Source organism: Brevibacillus sp. MCWH, assembly GCF_013096935.1.
GTDB classification, from domain to species: domain Bacteria; phylum Bacillota; class Bacilli; order Brevibacillales; family Brevibacillaceae; genus Brevibacillus; species Brevibacillus aydinogluensis.
In genome coordinates this window covers 49,477-66,070 of the sequence record NZ_SDLF01000014.1, presented here as the reverse complement: position 1 = coordinate 66,070, position 16,594 = coordinate 49,477, and the positions used below count along the sequence as shown (strand labels likewise).

Genomic DNA, 16,594 nt, shown 5'->3' with positions numbered 1-16,594 from the left:
CCTGTAAAACCATACGTTGAGAGGAGGAATCATCGTGAGCGTTCATACACAAGCGCAAACCTACCAAAACTACATCGGCGGCGAGTGGCGGCCGTCCGCGTCCAACCAGGTGGAGGCGAGCATCAATCCGGCCAACCGACACGAGGTGATCGGATACGTGCAAAAATCGACAGCCGAGGATCTGGATCAGGCGGTGAAAGCGGCCCAATCGGCACAAATCGCCTGGCGGAAGCTCTCCGGTCCCGCCCGCGGCGAATACTTGTACCGCCTGGCCAACGTGCTGGAGCGGCACCTCGACGACATCGCGGCAACCATGACGCGGGAGATGGGCAAAACACTGCCGGAAGCGAAAGGTGAAACGGCCCGCGGCGTGGCCATCCTGCGCTATTACGCGGGGGAAGGCATGCGCAAAATCGGCGACGTCATCCCCTCCACCGACAGCGAAGGGCTGATGTTTACCAGCCGTGTGCCGCTGGGCGTCGTGGGCGTGATTACGCCCTGGAACTTCCCCGTCGCCATCCCCATCTGGAAAATTGCCCCGGCCATCGTCTACGGCAACACGGTCGTCTTCAAGCCGGCACAGGAGACCGCTGTCACCGCCGCCAAGCTGATGGAATGCGTGGACGAAGCGGGGCTGCCCCCGGGGGTCGTCAACATGGTGACCGGCGCGGGTTCGGTCATCGGCCAGGGAATCGTCGATCATCCCGGCATCGCCGCCGTTACGTTCACCGGCTCCGATCAGGTGGGCAGGCAGGTGGGCCTGGGAGCGCTCGCCCGGGGAGCCAAGTACCAACTGGAGATGGGCGGCAAAAATCCGGTCATCGTCGCGGCCGACGCCGACCTCGATCTGGCCGTGGAGGCGACGGTAAGCGGCGGTCTTCGCTCCACCGGCCAGAAGTGCACGGCCACCAGCCGCGTCATCGTCCAGAGCGCCGTTTACGACGCGTTCAAGCAAAAGCTGCTGGAACGGGTGGCCGCTCTGAAAGTGGGCGACGGCCTCGCCCCCGACACCTGGATGGGACCGTGCGCCAGCGAACGGCAGATGCAGACAGTGCTCGGCTACATCCAGAAAGGGCTCGAAGAAGGAGCCGTACTGCTGTGCGGCGGAAAACGCGTGACCGCGCCCGGCCTGGAACACGGATTTTACGTGGAGCCGACTGTGTTTGAAAACGTAACGCCGGACATGACCATCGCCCGGGAGGAGATTTTCGGCCCGGTGCTGGCGCTGATGAAAGTGGACACCCTGCAGGAAGCCCTGCAGCTGGCCAATGATTCCCGCTTTGGACTCAGCGCCTCCATCTTCACCCGGGACATCGGCAACATGCTGGAATTTATCCGCGACATGGACGCCGGCCTGGTGCGCATCAACGCCGAGAGCGCGGGTGTGGAGCTGCAGGCCCCGTTTGGCGGCATGAAGCAGTCCAGCTCCCACTCCCGCGAGCAGGGTCAGGCGGCCATCGAGTTTTTCACCGCGATCAAGACGGTGTTTGTGAAAGGATAAAAACAAGCCAAGGGGAAGCCTCTTTCAGCTTCCCCTTTTATTTTTCTGCCGCTCGCGAAACCGGCCGACTTTCTTGTGGTTGTTGCCCATTCCTCCCGAACCAACTCGCATATGCCGCTCGCCCGATTGCCCCGTGCAGGGAAGGTTCCGTCATCTCCACGAAAAAGTCAAGCGGAGAGAGACCCCCGGTCACGCACGACGCGCTCCTTCCTCCAACGCCTCGTCGCTTTCCGGAAGCTGGCGGATTGACGCGATCAAGCGCGCGATCATCTCCCGCTGGCGTGCGGTCTCCTCGTCGTCCCACTGCAGTGCATCGGCCATCAGCCTGACGACCTGCTCCGCCTTCTCTTCCGCCTTGTGCAGTTGAAAATACGTCCAGCCGGTGCGCAGCCGCAGGAAGTCCACGGCGTGCACTGTCATCTCCTCCTCCACGGCGTACTGAATCTGCGCCCGCAGCAGCTGTTCGGGGGTGAGCGGCGGTTCCGGCAGCCGGTCGTAAATCCGCAGCGTGTTGGTGCCGTATGTGTCGAGCCACTCCTGCGCCGTATGGCGATCGACGCCTTTTTCCATCCCCATCCGCAGCATCTCCTGCTTCCAGTCTTCATACCGCTCCCATCCTCGCCGCTCTCCGCCGCTAATCACGATCCGGTCGGTCGTGCAGCCGGGAAAGGATCGGCCTTTCTGCTCATGCAGCCGCTGCGCCACCAGATTGACTACCTTCTCCGCCATCTTGCGGAAGCCGGTCAGCTTGCCCCCGGCGATGGTGATCAGTCCGGAAGGGGAATGAAACACCTCGTCTTTCCGCGACAGTTCCGACGGGCCTTTGCCCTCCTCGTAAATCAGCGGGCGCAGTCCGGCCCAGTGGGAGAGCACGTCCTGCGGCTTCAGCCTGACATCGGGGAACATCGCGTTGACCGCACGCAGCAGGTAGTCGCGATCTTCCACAGTGGTGCGGGGCTGGTCGATGTCGTTGCGGTAGGGCGTGTCGGTCGTACCGATGTAGGTGACCGCCCCGCGCGGGATGACAAACACCATGCGGCCGTCCGGGGTGTCAAAATACGCCGCTTGCGCCACCGGCAGCCGATCGTAGGCGACCACCAGATGGACGCCTTTCGTCAGGTAGAGGCGCTTGCCGGCGAGCGAGCCGTCCAATTGTCGCAGTTCGTCCACCCAGGGTCCGGCGGCGTTGACGATGCAGGCAGCGTACAGATCAAATGTCTGGCCCGACACGCCATCCGCGACGCGCACCCCCGTCAACCGGCCGTTGTGGTAGAGAAACTGGCGCGCTGCCGCGTAATTGACCGCCCGCGCTCCATGTGCCACCGCCGTCTTCATGATGTCGAGCGTCAGCCGGGCGTCGTCCGTGCGGTATTCCACGTAGAGGCCGCCTCCTTTGAGCCGGTCCCGCCTGAGCAGCGGCTCCTGCCGGATCGTCTCGTCGCGGCTGAGCATTTTCCGCCGCTCCGCTCGCTCCACGCCGGCCAGCAGGTCGTACAGGTAGAGGCCGACCGACGTAGCCAGGTAGCCGTACGTTCCCCCTTGGTAGATCGGCAGCAGCATCGGGGCGGGAATGACCAGATGGGGGGCGTTTTTGTACAGGATGGCTCGTTCTCTCCCCACTTCCCGCACCAGCTTCACTTCTCCCTGCTTCAGATACCGGAGCCCGCCGTGAATCAGTTTGGTGGAGCGGCTGCTCGTCCCCGAACCGAAGTCCGCTTTTTCCACCACGCCCACCTTCATGCCGCGGACGCTGGCGTCCAGGGCGATGCCCGCACCGGTAATCCCGCCGCCGATCACGAGCAGGTCAAGCGTCTCTCCTGCCATTTCCTGAAGTACAGCCAGTCGGCTGCTCGCTGAAAATGTCTTGTTCACACAAAAGCCTCCTCTCCGGCGGGAACAAAGCCTCCCTGCTGCTTCGCCCGCGCCGGTTCTTCTCACGCGCTTCAATGGTTCATCATGAAAAAACCCCCGTGAAAAGTGCAGCCTGCCGTCATCAGACAAGCTGTCCTTTCAAGGGGGTTCTCCTGTTCTCTTCCCTGTATCCTATTTATAAAAATGATCAAGAAGACTTGCGATACAACACGCCGCTAGTACCACAGTTCCTTGGTGCCGACCGATACAGCCAGCGCCCCGGCGGCAAGCGCGTCGTCAATTTCCTGCTTGGTGCCCACCAGTCCGCCGGCAATGATGGGCAGCGGCGTCAGGTCAGTCATCTCCCGGATCACTCGCGGCATCACCCCAGGCATCACTTCGACCGCGTCCGGCATGCTCTGCTCCACGACCTTGATGCCTTTGATCACGGCGTTGCGGTCGATCAGAAAGATGCGTTGGATTGCCATCAGCCCCATCTCCTTGGCGACCCGAATCAGGTTGCTGCGGGTGGAGATGATGCCGGTCGGAGCGATGTATTGAGCCACGTACGCCACGCCGCTTTTATCGGGCGCGATGCCTTCGATGAACTCCATGTGCAAAAAGACGCATTTGCCGGCCTGCTTGATCCGGTCGACCAGCTCCTTGACGTTGAAAATCGAGCCAGTCAGCAGAAAGACGATATTCACGTCGCTGTTGATCGCGTCATCCACATCGGCTTCCGCTTGAACCGCAGCGATGGTCTGGTGTTCGACTAGATCGACAATAGGATACATCCGTTACCCTCCAGGTCAGGTTGGTTGTACCTATTATACCACCAGTTTCTAAATATTCACAATTTCTTTAATGCTATTTAAAATGTAGCGCGGACGGTATTCGCTCCGCTCGGCCATCTCCCTCGTGGAGATTCCGGTCAGCACGAGGACGGAATTCATCCCGGTATCGTTGCCCATTTTAATGTCTGTTTCCAAACGGTCGCCCACCATGTAGCAGGAAGCGTAGTCCAACCCCAGGTGGCGGACGGCCTCTTCCGCCGCGATCGGAGAAGGTTTGCCCACCACGAGGTCGATCGGCCTGCCCGTCGCCCCTTCCAATGCGCCGATAAACGCGCCGGTGTCCGGGATTTGTCCGTCTTCCAGCGGGCACGTCCGGTCCGGGTTGGTGGCGATCACCTTTGCTCCCCGTACCGCCGCCTGATACAGCGTGTTCAGCGTCTCGTAGCTGAACCGCCGATCCCACGACAGGACGACGTACTGCACATCGTACGGGTCGTCGCTCATGACGATGCCATGGGCCGCCAGCTCGTCACGGATCGGCTGCTCCCCGATGACCAGCACCCGCTCGCCCGGCTGCAATACCCGCTGCAGATACCGGGCCGTGATCAGCGAAGAGTTGAGCACGTCGTCCACTGTTGTGGGGATGCCCATGTTTGTCAGCTTCTCCGCGTAGGACTGGCGGGTGGCGATCGGCTTGTTGGAGAGGAACACCACCTTGTCGCCGCGCGCTCGCAGCGTCCGAATCGCCTCCGCCGCCCCCTCAATCAACCGATCACCCAGATAGACCGTACCGTCGAGGTCAAAGATAAACCCTCTCATTGTCCGTTCTCCTTAGTACAGTTGGTCTTTGGTCAGTTTTTTTGCCAGAGACTGCAGTGCGATGACAATGGCGATGATCAGGATCGCCATGGCTGAAGCGGTGTAGTACTCGCCCCGCAGCAGGTTTTGAAACACAGCCAGGCTCATCGGCGCCCAATCCGTCGGCGCCAGCAGCAGCGAGATGCTGGTCTCCTTGATTACCGTCACGAACACCAGGATCGCACCTGCCGCGATGCCCGGCAGCATCAGCGGGCCGATGACCGTAACGGCTGCCAGCAGGTTGGAGGCGCCCAGGTTGACGGCCGCTTCTTCGATGTCTTTGCGGATCGCCATCATTGAGCTCATCGTCGAGCGGATCATGTACGGCATCCGCCGGATCGTGTAGGCGACGATCAGCAAGAGGGCGGTGCCGGTCAATTTCAGCGGCGCCGTATTAAACGTCTGGATCAGCGCAATTCCCAGGGAAATACCCGGCACGATCAGCGGGATCGACGAGACGAAGTCAAGTCCGCCGGAGCCGCGCCGCACCACGAAGTAGGAAACAAACGTGGCAATCACGACGCTCAGCACCAGCGCGCCAGCCGCCAGCACCAGGCTGTTCACAATATTTTTATGCGACGTGCTGAAAATGGTCAGATAATGCTTCAGCGTGTAGCCGTCGGGCAGGGCGTGATGCCCCCAGGTGGTCGCCAGCGACGAGAGAAAGACGGAACCGACTGCCAAAAGCGGCACCAGCATCACCAGGAAAGTGTAGACGGTGAGCACGGAGACGACCCCTTTGTGGTCATTCAGCTTCTGCCGCGTCGGCTTGCCCGAGATGGTGCCGTACTCCTTCCCTTTGATCACTAACCGCTGCAACCAGAAAAAGAAGGCGGCCACCAGCAGCATGATGACGGTCAGGACGGCCGAGCCCGCCCAGTTGTAGAAGCCGGCGATCTCGCGGTACGCTTCGACCACGATCAGGTTCAGGTCTTTGGGCGCCAGAATGATCGGCGTCCCGAAATCGGAAAAGCTGACGGTAAAAATCAACAGCATGCTGGAGACGATCCCCGGCACGGCCAGCGGCAGGGTCACCCGCAAAAAGGTGTACCAGCCTTTCGCCCCCAGGTTTTGCGACGCCTCCTCCAGCGTCAGGTCGCTGATCTTGAACGCCGCCACCATCGGCCACAGCGCGTAGGGAAAGAAGAAAAAGACCTGTACCAGCACGATTCCCAGCATCGACTGCACGTCAAACAGCACGCCTTCGCCGCCCAGCGACCGGTAGATGTGGTTGACCCACCCGGTCTTGCCGAACATCAGCGTAAACGCGTAGGAGGAGATGAACGTCGGCACCACCAGCGGGATGGTGCAGAGCGCGGCGAAGAACGGTTTCCACGGCATGGTGGTGCGGGCGAAGGCGTAGGCGATCGGCAGCACCAACACCGTCACCAGCAGCGCCACCCCCGTGCTCAGCTTCAGGCTGTTCATCAGCGCGGCAAAGTACCCGGTGCCTTCCACCAGCGACGAGTACGCGTCCAGCGACAGGTTGGAGAGCTTCTTCAGCGTGGACATCAATATTTTTTGACTGGTCAGGCTGCCAAACAGGTTGACCGGCTCTCCGGTCAGGCTGACGAGCAGGATGGAAAACAGCGGGACCAGCAAAAACACGAGGAAAAAAAGATACATCAACCATTTCAGCACGGTAAAGCCGCTGAGGGCAAAAGAGTACCGCTGTTTCATAAGATCACCACGACATTCGGATCGATTGCCAGCTTCACGTTCGTCCCCGCCGGCAGCACCGGGCTGCCCGCTTCAAAGGTTTTGTCCACTTCCATCTGCAGCTGCCCCACCTGCACGTCGTAGCGGATGGTCGCTCCCAGATAGGTGGACATCAAGATCGTGCCTTCCAGCAGGTTGTCTCCCGCATCCGCCTGCGCCCCGTCCGCGAACAGACGGATGCTTTCCGGCCGGATAATCACGTCCACTTCGCTGCGGTTGGTCGAAAACGCGGAGCGGATGATTCCGTCGCCGACGAGCTGCAGCACCGTGCCCGCCTCGCCGGACTCCTTCACCGTCGCTTTAAAGATGTTGGACGAGCCGACGAAATCGGCGACAAACGTGGAGGCTGGCTGGCTGTACAGGGACGTGGGCGTGTCCACCTGCACCAGTTTGCCACCCTGCATCACCGCCACGCGGTCGGCCATGCTCATCGCTTCTTCCTGGTCGTGCGTCACGAAAATCGTCGTGATCCCCACTTTCTGCTGGATGCGCCGAATCGTGACGCGCATGCTGTTGCGCAGCTTTTTGTCCAGGTTGGACAGCGGCTCATCCATCAGCAGGACGGCCGGCTCCATGATCAGCGCCCGGGCCAGCGCCACGCGCTGCTGCTGGCCGCCCGAAAGCTGTCCGGGCAGTCGGTCGGCGAGGTGGCCAAGCTCGACGAAGTCAAGGGCGTCACGCACCTTTTGTTCGATCTCCTTGTCCACTTTCCCCAGCTTGCGGTTGAGCATGTGGGCCAGCACGGACAGCTTCGTGCCCAGGCCGCCCTGGTAAAAGCGGCGCACCTGCAGGCTGTAGGCGACGTTTTCAAATACGCTGAGATGGGGAAAAAGCGCGTAGCTTTGAAACACCATGCCGCAGTTCCGCTGGTTGGCGGGCACGTGGCTTACATCCCGCTCCCCGATGAAAATCTTTCCTGAGGTGGGGCTTTCAAAACCGGCCACACAGCGCATGGTCGTCGTTTTGCCGCAGCCGGATGGCCCCAGCAGAGCGAAGAATTCGCCTTCGCGAATACCCAGATTGACGTCTTCCAAAGCGGTGATTCCGTTGAATTGCTTGTGCAAGTGCTCGATTCGAACCGACCCCATGCAAGAGCCTCCTTACTGGAATTTTTGCCGCCACTCGTTGCGCACCCGGTCGTAGTTGCTCACGACCCAGTCGATGTCCAGCTCCTGCGCGTGCGGGATGACTTTCTCCAGGGTAAGCGGCGTTTTCGACTCCACGTCTTTGGAGATCGGGATATGGTACCAGTTGGCCAGCGTTTGCTGCCCTTCCTTGGACAGCAGGTAGTCGATCAGCGCCTTGCCGCCATCAGGATTCGGGCCGTCTTTTACGAGCGACACCGGGTTGACGATGACCGGCGTCTTGTCCGGCACGATGAAATCGATTTTCTCCCCCTTGGCCTTCATTTCGTACACCATGAAGTCAAAGGCGATCGCAATGTGCGCCTCCCCTTTGGCTACTGCTTTGGAAGGTGCGGAGCCGGAGTCGGGCATGGCGCTCATCTGTTCCACCAATTTTTTGAAGTAGTCCCAGCCCTGCTCTTCGCCGCGGGCCATCAGTTGACTCAGCACAGTGAGGGTGGCTGTGCCGGAAGCGGCGGGGTTGGGCATCTGGATTTTGCCCTTCCATTTGGGGTCAAGCAGGTCGTCCCAGGTTTTCGGCGCCTCTTCCGGCTTCACCAGGTCGCTGTTGTAGGCAAAGCCGAGTACGAACACTTCCGCGCCGATCCACTTCCAGTCCTTGTCGCGGAGCTTGATGCCGTCCCGCACTTCCGGCCAATCCTTGATTGCTTCCGGCGTGTACGATGTGATGATGTCCTTGTCCTTGGCCGCTTCAAACGGCAGGAATCCTCCGCCGCCGTACCAGACGTCCGCCTGCGGGTTGTCTTTTTCCGCAATCATGCGGTTGACCAGCACGTTGGTCCCCGCGTACTGCACGTTGATGGAAGACCCTTTGAAAGCCTTTTCAAAATTGAGACCAATTTCTTTGGTCATATCCGGCGTCTCAGGGGAATACAGCGCGATCGGGCCCAGTTCTTTTGTTCCTCCCGATCCGTCTCCCGCCGGTGTGCTGCCGGACGAAGCCTCCTGGCCGGAGGAGCACCCTGCCAAGGCGACAGTGGAGAGCAAAACGGCTGTGGCTGCTACGTTCAACCATTTTTTCAACATGTGTCAGACCCCTCTTTCTGTGATTGTTGATCGAATAGTCAAACAGTTTCCGAGGAAAAAGAAAAACCCTCACGTAGATAAACACATCCCCCTTTGGGAGTGTGTTTACGGGTAAGGGTTTCTCCGTTTCTCCGCCTAACCGTATGGGAAAATATGCTATCCGATCAGTGTTTCTTCCAGTATAACCAGTTTCTTTTCTAACTGTCAACGAAAATGATCGAATTTTTCGGACAAGTCAGTCTAGAATGAAGGAAATTACTGGGTCCCAAACGTAAATAAATAGGTATGCGGAAAATAGTTTTGAGTGAAGGAGTCCTTCCCCCGCTTACCTTGCTTTTGTTGTGATGTTGGGGCAGCCGTTTTATTTCATCAGAAAGCTTGTAAAAAATGAATATCTCATGGCTGGTCTTGTGCATGTTCTTCAATAAAAAATCATTTCAGCTAATCGCTTTGTATGCAAAACGACCTCTTACAGTTTTTAGTGCTTGATTTTGCCGCGATTTTCTATATACTTGAACCGTAACAAAACTTCACAGATTATCCTCATCACATGCGATGGGGATAGAGGTCGCGGCTTTTATATGATTCTGGCACGAGATCCAGAGAAGATCGATGACTCCAGAGGAGGGAAAAGCCGCCGAAGTCCGCTGTGCATTCTCTGGGCACACGGGCTGGGGCTGTACTCGAAAGGGGCAGAACTGTCACGTTTGCGAGCCGGGCAAACGTGATGTGCTATCTTCAACGAAGGCTTGGTGGGGATGTAACAGTACCGCCCTGTTCGTTGGGGCGGTATTTTTTATGTCCGACCTTCCTTCTGACTATCTTTGTAGAAAGGTCGTGCAAGCACTCATGGAATCCAATCAACTGCAGCGGGGCCTCAAGGCCCGACATCTGACCATGATCGCCATTGGCGGCTCCATCGGCACGGGGCTGTTTTTGGCGAGCGGCGGCTCCATCCACTCCGCCGGTCCGGGCGGCGCACTCGTCGCCTACGCGGCCATCAGCCTGATGGTCTACTTCCTGATGACCAGTTTGGGCGAGATGGCGGCGTTTCTCCCCGTCTCCGGTTCATTTTCCACCTACGCGACGAAGTTCGTCGATCCGTCCCTCGGCTTTGCGCTGGGGTGGAACTACTGGTACAACTGGGCCATCACCATCGCCGTCGAGCTGTCAGCCGGGGCCTTGATCATGAAATACTGGTTCCCCGACACGCCGTCCATCTTGTGGAGCGCCCTGTTCCTCGCGCTTATGTTTGGTCTGAATTATTTGTCTGTAAAAGGATACGGCGAATCGGAATACTGGTTTTCCCTCATCAAGGTAGCGACCGTAATCATCTTCATCGTCATCGGCCTGCTGATGATCTTGGGCATCATGGGCGGTGAAGCAGTCGGCTTCCGCAACTTTACCGTCGGCGATGCACCGTTCAACGGCGGCTTCATGGCGATGCTCGGCGTCTTCATGATCGCCGGCTTCTCCTTCCAGGGGACGGAGCTGGTCGGGATCGCTGCGGGTGAAAGCGAAAACCCTGCCAAAAACGTGCCGAAAGCGATCAAGCAGGTGTTTTGGCGCATCCTGCTGTTCTACATCCTGGCGATCTTCGTGATTGGGCTGTTGATCCCGTACGACAACCCCAACCTGGTCAACGGCGACATCGAGAACATCGCGATCAGCCCGTTTACGCTGGTGTTCCAAAAAGCCGGACTCGCCTTTGCCGCATCCGTCATGAACGCCGTCATCCTGACCTCCGTCCTGTCGGCGGGCAACTCCGGCATGTACGCCTCCACCCGCATGCTGTGGACGCTGGCCAAGGAAGGAAAGGCGCCCAAGCTGTTCAGCAAGGTAAACAAGCGGGGCGTTCCGGTTAATGCGCTGCTGCTGACTGCCAGCATCGGGATGTTTGCGTTTCTCGCCTCCCTGTTTGGCGACGGGACTGTCTACATCTGGCTGCTCAACGCCTCGGGGATGTCCGGGTTTATTGCCTGGCTGGGCATCGCAATCAGCCACTACCGCTTCCGCAAAGCGTTTGCAGCCCAAGGCCGCGATTTGAACGAACTGCCGTACCGGGCGAAGTGGTTCCCGTTTGGCCCGATTTTCGCATTCGTCGTCTGCTGTTTCGTCATCCTCGGCCAAAACTACACCGCCTTCACCGGGGAGACGATCGATTGGAACGGCATTCTCGTCTCGTACATCGGCCTGCCGCTGTTTTTGATCGTCTGGCTCGGCTACAAAGCCGTGAAAAAGACGAAAGTGGTGCCGCTGCGGGAAGTGGATCTCTCCACGGACGAATCAACGATATCCAACTAATCGGTATAGCAAAGGCCGGGGAACCCCCGGCCTTTCCCTTTTTACGACAGTCGCTGCACGAACCGCCCCATCCGTTCCAGCGCCTTCCCAAGCTGATCCAGGGAAGTGGCGTAGGAGCAGCGGATGTGGCCTCTGCCGCTGTCGCCAAACACATCACCCGGCACCACGGCCACCTTTTCCTCCATCAGCAGCCGCTCGGCAAACTCGCCGGCATCCAGCCCGGTGGACGCGATCGAAGGAAACGCGTAAAACGCCCCTTCCGGCTCGTGGCAGGACAGGCCGATCTCCTTGAATCCCTGCACGACGAAATTGCGCCGCTGCCGGTAGCTTTCCACCATCCTCTCCATGTCCGCCTGACCATGCCGCAGCGCCTCCAGAGCGGCCATCTGCGCCATGATCGGCGCGCACAGCATGGTGTACTGGTGAATCTTCAGCATGCCGCCGAGCAGATCTTCCGGCGCGCAGACGTAGCCGAGGCGCCAGCCCGTCATCGCGAACGCTTTGGAAAAACCGGAGATCAGGATCGTCCTCTCCTTCATCCCGGGCAGGGCGGCGATGCTCTCATGCCGCTGACCGTAACTCAGCTCCGCGTAAATCTCGTCGGAGATGACCAGCAGATCGTGCTTGACGAGGATCGGGATCAGCCGCTTCCACTCCTCCGCCGACATCGTGCTGCCGGTCGGGTTGTTCGGGTAGCAGAAGATGATCGCCTTGGTGCGCGGCGTGATGTGCGCCTCCAGCTCCTCAGGCGTTAATTTAAACGACTGCTCCGCGCGCGTGTGCAAAAACACCGGCACCCCGCCGGCCAGACGGATGACCGGTTCGTAGGAGACATAGCAGGGCTCGACGACCAATACCTCGTCGCCAGGATCGACGATGGCCCGCAGCGCGATGTCAATCGCTTCACTGGCGCCGACTGTAATCATGATCTCTTTTTCCGGATGGTACGAGACGGCGAAGCGCTCCTCCAGGTACTTGTGAATCTCCCTGCGCAGCTCGATGAGACCGGCATTGGAGGTATACGCCGTGTAGCCCCGTTCCAGCGAGGCGATGCAGGCTTCCCGCACGCGCCACGGGGTGACGAAATCCGGTTCCCCTACCCCGAGCGAGATGACCCCTTCCATCGAAGCGGCCAGGTCAAAGAAACGGCGGATGCCCGACGGCTTGAGCGAGGCGACCGTGGCGGACAAGCGCTGACGTACACTGATTTGCTGACTCATGGGGTTACCACCATCCTGTGGTCTTCGTCTCTGTCTTCAAACTGAATGCCGTCGTGTTTGTACCGCTTGAGGATAAAGTGGGTCGCGGTCGAGACGACGGAATCCAGCGTGGCCAGCTTTTGCGACACAAACGACGCCACTTCCCGCATCGTTTTTCCTTCCAGCACGACGGACAGGTCGTAGCTGGCGCCGGACATCAGGTAGACGGCCTTCACTTCCGGGAAACGGCAGATTCGCTCCGCCACCTCGTCAAAACCCACTTCCCGCTTCGGCGTCACCTTGACATCGATCATGGCCGTCACGTACGGATGGTCCTCCACCAGCTCCCAGTTGATCAGCGCGGGATACTTGACGATCACTTTATCCGCTTCCAGCCGGGCGATTGTCTCTTTTACGCTATCCACCGGTTCGGCCAACAAGCTGGCGATCTGTTCCGGGGTCAGGCGGCTGTCCTGTTCCAGCAGCCGCAAGAGTTCACGCTGCTTTTGACGATCCATTACTTCCACTCCATTCCTGTAAAATTGCGCGTGGCCAACCCGCGTACTCCAACAAAAAATCGCCCCGCAACCGAACCCGGAACATTCGTCCCAAAGATTCGATTGCTGAGGCGACGGAATCGCGGTACCACTCAGCTTTTCTGCTCTCCTCACGAAAAGCAGACTCGGAAAGTCCTGCACAGACTTTCACCCGATAACGGGGGCTGATCCGCTGCTTTCTACTCGCAATTTCAAAAGCAGGAGCTCCAAGGCGGCTTCAAAGAGAGATGACGGCCCCCCTCTCAGCTTGCAGGCAGGCTCTCTGAACGTCAGCGCCCTCTCTTACTCTTCCTCTTCAATGCCGTGGTATGCTATGCATCTGTCGGCTCCTTCGCTGGTGCAAGGAAGGAGGTAAGCATGAGAGATTATAAAAACAGTTGACCGCGTTTGTCAATACGCCCTACCTTCCTCCCCGCAGGCCGGTTTCCCAAACAAGGGGGACATCATCACTGGGCGTACTCGCCGTTGTAGCTGACCAGCACCACGTCCTTGACCCCTTCCAATGCAGAGAAATCGTTGACAAACGCGGTGTTGTCGTCGCGAATCCGCAGTTCCACCGTCAGCTCGGTCAGCTCCTTGCGCACCGTCTTTGACTTCAGCACGGCGTTCATTTTCCGAATCCGCCGCTTGACCTCGTCTTCGGCAATCGCTTCGTAATGCAGGATCAACAGATAGGGGGAGGAGGCTTCCTTGCGCCGCGTCAGCCACCAGATCGTAAGACCCACCACCAGCGAACCGACGATGGCAACGGAGTATATTTTCGCCCCCGCGGCAATGCCCGCCGAGATAGCCCAAAACATGTAGACGATGTCCATCGGATCCTTGACCGCCGTCCGAAACCGGACGATGCTGAGTGCTCCAACCATGCCGAGCGAGAGCACGATGTTGGTGCTGATGGTCATGATAATCAGCGCGGTGATAATCGTCATCAGCACGAACGTGACGTTGTAATTGTGGCTGTATACCACTCCCCGGTAGCAGACGCGGTACACGTAGTAGATAAACATGCCGACCGCAAACGCGACCAAAAGACTCAGACACATGTCCACCCACGATACATTGGTAAACGCCCCGAGGTTGAGCACGCTTTTTTTGATGATATCCCGAAACGTAATCAGCTCGTCCATAACGCACTTCCTTTCCCATCCATACAGTGCATCCCACCGCGTATCCGCCGTTAGCGGTCGTATACTTTTTGCCTCTCCTTGCACAGGACGTACTTGGAGATCGCCGAACGCTGGTGAGCCGACACCTGCGCCAGCGAGCGAATCGTCCCCGGCAAAAAGCGCCGGAATTTGATCTCCATGATCATCCGCGGCCCCTGGATCGCTTCCCAGGTAGCCAGGTTGGGGTCAAACAGGTCAAACGAATGAAGCCCGGCTGCCAGCTGTTTGTCAAAGGTAACCCGGGTGTTGGTGGAAACATCCACATACGCCTCCCGGATGTAGTCGACGATGACGGACGGCCTCATCGCACCTGCCTTGAGATCCTGGTAAAAATCAGCCAACAGGCGCTGCCCCTTGTCCGCCAACCAGTCGATGTCACCCTCCAGCAGCCGGTACACCTGACTGCGGGTCAACGGGGCCGATTCCTTGAGCACGTACTCGTTCCACTTGCTTTTTCGCTCCAGCCGGATGATCCGGTCGCTGACGTTGTAGATGCGGATGCGGTACTTTTTCCGCTGGAAGTAACCGCTGATCTTGTCGTACAGCGCGCTCTCCCGGATGTCGTCAAAATACAGGCTGCGGATGTGGTAGCCTTCGTCGTTTACGGAATGGCGGTCCAAGGGAAGGAGCGCCCGCAGCCGGTTGCGCAACCCGACGTAATCGTGCGGATGAATATAGTACTTCAGTTCATGACGCAGCGTGTTTCCGTTTCCATGCACGCACAGGCTCCCCTCCCGTCATTTCACGTAAAAGTCGCGGACGCCGTTATAGACGTTGCCGTTCTCGTCAAAGAACTTGTCAAAGGCCGTCATCACGTGCCCCTTCGCGTCCTTCACCGTGACTCGCCAAAAGTAACGGCCCTTGCCGATGCCGTTCAGCACGAGCGAGGTTCCCTTCAAACCATCGCGATCCACCAACGGGCGGGCAAACGACGGCTCTTTCGCCAACTGGAAGCGGTAGGTCAGCTCATCGCCCTGCAGGTCGTACGACATCCCCCAGCGAAACGTCAGCGTTCCGTTCGCCTGCTCCACATCTGCCAGATAATACGGCATCGGTGCCTGCAAGCTGGCGATGAATGCCTGCTCATTCTTCACGGGCATTTGGATGATCCGCTCCAGCTCCTGCTCGTACAACTCCACCCGCCCCGGCAGGTAGCGGATGTCCGGTTCGCGTCTGACGAAAGCGGACACGACCGGTTTGTACGTCTCGATCATGCGCCGCGAGTTTTCCGGATTGATGATGGTGCGAAGTTGGCGCACTTTGGCCACAAGCTGCTCGACGTTTTGCGGATTTTTAAAAAACCGGTTGGCCAGCACGCTGCCCCAATAGTTATGAATCCCCCGCTCCCACAATGCGCGCTCATTGGGATTACCGGCCGGGCTGCCGTAAAAATCAAACGCCGCGTCGTAATCCCATGGGAGGAAATACCATTTTTCCGCGTTCAGCGGAGAATAGAGGAAAAAGTTTTGTGTCATCGTGTCAACATTGTCCATCAGGATGTTGGCCGCCATCCAGGTCAGGAAGTTGTCGCGGTCGAAATGGCGGTCAAAGACTTCGTCGAAATCCTTGGTCATGTCATTCACATCATCCAGCATGCGCAGCAGTTTGGCATGGTCATGGGAACCGTTGATTTCCAGGACGGACTCGAAAGCCTGTTTGTCGTACGTGGGATCGTCCGCCATTTTCAACTTGTCGGGATAGCGGAAAAACTCAAAGTTGGTAGCCTTGTACAGATGGCCGTAGGGGTCCAGCCCGTGCGTCCGGAGAAACGACTTGTTGGGCTGTTCAATCTGGGTGTACAGGCCGTAATCCTCAAACGGCGCCTGCGCCCGCCCGCTGGTGAGATCCCTGACATGCAGGTGAACGAACTGGGTGCGCAGGCTGGTGATGTCCGGCAGCTGCTTGAAGTAGTCAAAGCTCAGTTTGTTGCGCAGCCGGGAAAAATCGTACACGTGCTTGTTCAGGTTGATGGTCCGCTGATCCCGCCAGTAGCCGGCATTGTCAAAGAGCCTGATCTTGTACGACTTCTGCATCGCCTTGATCGACGACTTGCCCCGAAGGGTGATGGAAGCGTTGGGCTCGTTCGTTCCGTAACCAAACATCCCCTTTTGTGGTCCCTGATCCGTCCCTTCCTGCACGATGACGTTCAGTTTTCGCTCGACCGTGTTGTCGTTCTCGTTGGCGATGCGGTTCAACTCCGCCCAGGTCATCGGCCGCTCGGCGCTGAGGTTGTCATCCGTCACGGTAATGTACAGGTGTACGACGCTTCCCGGCTGATCCTTATCGTAGACCAGCCGATTTTCCTGCAATTTGGGCGCGTACTCCACGGCAGGCGGCACGACCGGCCCCTCCACCTGCGGCTGGCTGACATCTGCGTCCGGCGCACAACCGCCAGCTGCGACGCTTATCGCCAGCAAGACAGCCAGCCACCCGCTTCTCCATATCTGTTTCATTCCATTTTTTCCTCCTCCATT

General features: G+C 58.6%; 13 protein-coding genes, 1 riboswitch and 1 other annotated feature. Of the genes, 2 read left to right on the top strand and 11 right to left on the bottom strand.

The annotated features are described in order from the left end of the window. Nucleotides 1–34: 34 nt before the first annotated feature. Nucleotides 35–1,501 (top strand): alpha-ketoglutaric semialdehyde dehydrogenase GucD, encoded by a 1,467-nt coding sequence (gene gucD / locus ETC00_RS13545; protein WP_171566602.1) that lies wholly within the window; start codon nt 35–37, stop codon nt 1,499–1,501. A gap of 189 nt (nt 1,502–1,690) precedes the next feature. Here the strand turns inward: gucD and ETC00_RS13540 are convergent, their stop codons facing one another. The 6 genes from ETC00_RS13540 to ETC00_RS13515 all read right to left on the bottom strand — a co-directional run bounded on the left by ETC00_RS13540 (nt 1,691) and on the right by ETC00_RS13515 (nt 8,894). Further along, nucleotides 1,691–3,373 carry a glycerol-3-phosphate dehydrogenase/oxidase gene (locus ETC00_RS13540; protein ID WP_171566601.1) on the bottom strand — a complete coding sequence of 561 codons (1,683 nt, stop codon included), beginning with the start codon at nt 3,371–3,373 and terminating at the stop codon, nt 1,691–1,693. Nucleotides 3,374–3,588: 215 nt separating this feature from the next. Next, on the bottom strand, nt 3,589–4,146 hold the full coding sequence (locus ETC00_RS13535; RefSeq protein ID WP_171566600.1) for a glycerol-3-phosphate responsive antiterminator: 558 nt from the start codon (nt 4,144–4,146) through the stop codon (nt 3,589–3,591). Between the two features lie 48 nt (nt 4,147–4,194). Further along, nucleotides 4,195–4,965 carry an HAD-IIA family hydrolase gene (locus tag ETC00_RS13530; protein ID WP_171566599.1) on the bottom strand — a complete coding sequence of 257 codons (771 nt, stop codon included), beginning with the start codon at nt 4,963–4,965 and terminating at the stop codon, nt 4,195–4,197. 12 nt (nt 4,966–4,977) lie between these two features. Beyond that, nucleotides 4,978–6,684, bottom strand: coding sequence for an ABC transporter permease (locus ETC00_RS13525; RefSeq protein WP_171566598.1), 1,707 nt, complete (start codon nt 6,682–6,684; stop codon nt 4,978–4,980). Next, complete coding sequence (locus ETC00_RS13520) at nt 6,681–7,811, bottom strand: ABC transporter ATP-binding protein (protein WP_171566597.1); 1,131 nt, start codon at nt 7,809–7,811, stop codon at nt 6,681–6,683. The genes ETC00_RS13525 and ETC00_RS13520 overlap by 4 nt, the downstream gene beginning before the upstream one ends. A 12-nt stretch (nt 7,812–7,823) precedes the next feature. Further along, the gene (locus ETC00_RS13515) at nt 7,824–8,894 is read right to left on the bottom strand and encodes an extracellular solute-binding protein (RefSeq protein ID WP_171566596.1); all 1,071 of its coding nucleotides are present in this window, start codon (nt 8,892–8,894) and stop codon (nt 7,824–7,826) included. 554 nt (nt 8,895–9,448) lie between these two features. Beyond that, nucleotides 9,449–9,637, top strand: a riboswitch (Lysine riboswitch). A 106-nt stretch (nt 9,638–9,743) separates the two neighbouring features. Here ETC00_RS13515 and ETC00_RS13510 point away from each other — a divergent pair. After that, nucleotides 9,744–11,198: an amino acid permease gene (locus ETC00_RS13510; protein WP_171566595.1), complete on the top strand. Its 1,455-nt coding sequence runs from the start codon at nt 9,744–9,746 to the stop codon at nt 11,196–11,198. A 41-nt stretch (nt 11,199–11,239) separates the two neighbouring features. Here the strand turns inward: ETC00_RS13510 and ETC00_RS13505 are convergent, their stop codons facing one another. The 5 genes from ETC00_RS13505 to ETC00_RS13485 form a co-directional block, all read right to left on the bottom strand. After that, nucleotides 11,240–12,418 carry an aminotransferase gene (locus tag ETC00_RS13505; protein WP_171566594.1) on the bottom strand — a complete coding sequence of 393 codons (1,179 nt, stop codon included), beginning with the start codon at nt 12,416–12,418 and terminating at the stop codon, nt 11,240–11,242. Then, nucleotides 12,415–12,915: an Lrp/AsnC family transcriptional regulator gene (locus ETC00_RS13500; RefSeq protein WP_171566593.1), complete on the bottom strand. Its 501-nt coding sequence runs from the start codon at nt 12,913–12,915 to the stop codon at nt 12,415–12,417. Before ETC00_RS13500 ends, ETC00_RS13505 begins: the two co-directional genes overlap by 4 nt. A gap of 103 nt (nt 12,916–13,018) precedes the next feature. After that, nucleotides 13,019–13,262 (bottom strand) — a binding site (T-box leader). Nucleotides 13,263–13,400: 138 nt separating this feature from the next. Next, nucleotides 13,401–14,081, bottom strand: coding sequence for a DUF4956 domain-containing protein (locus ETC00_RS13495; RefSeq protein WP_171566592.1), 681 nt, complete (start codon nt 14,079–14,081; stop codon nt 13,401–13,403). A 50-nt stretch (nt 14,082–14,131) separates the two neighbouring features. Further along, a complete protein-coding gene (locus tag ETC00_RS13490) occupies nt 14,132–14,839 on the bottom strand; it encodes a polyphosphate polymerase domain-containing protein (RefSeq protein WP_171566591.1) in 708 nt (235 codons plus the stop codon). Nucleotides 14,840–14,857: 18 nt separating this feature from the next. After that, nucleotides 14,858–16,573, bottom strand: a complete 1,716-nt coding sequence (locus ETC00_RS13485) for a CotH kinase family protein (RefSeq protein ID WP_171566590.1) — start codon at nt 16,571–16,573, stop codon at nt 14,858–14,860. Nucleotides 16,574–16,594 lie beyond the last annotated feature (21 nt).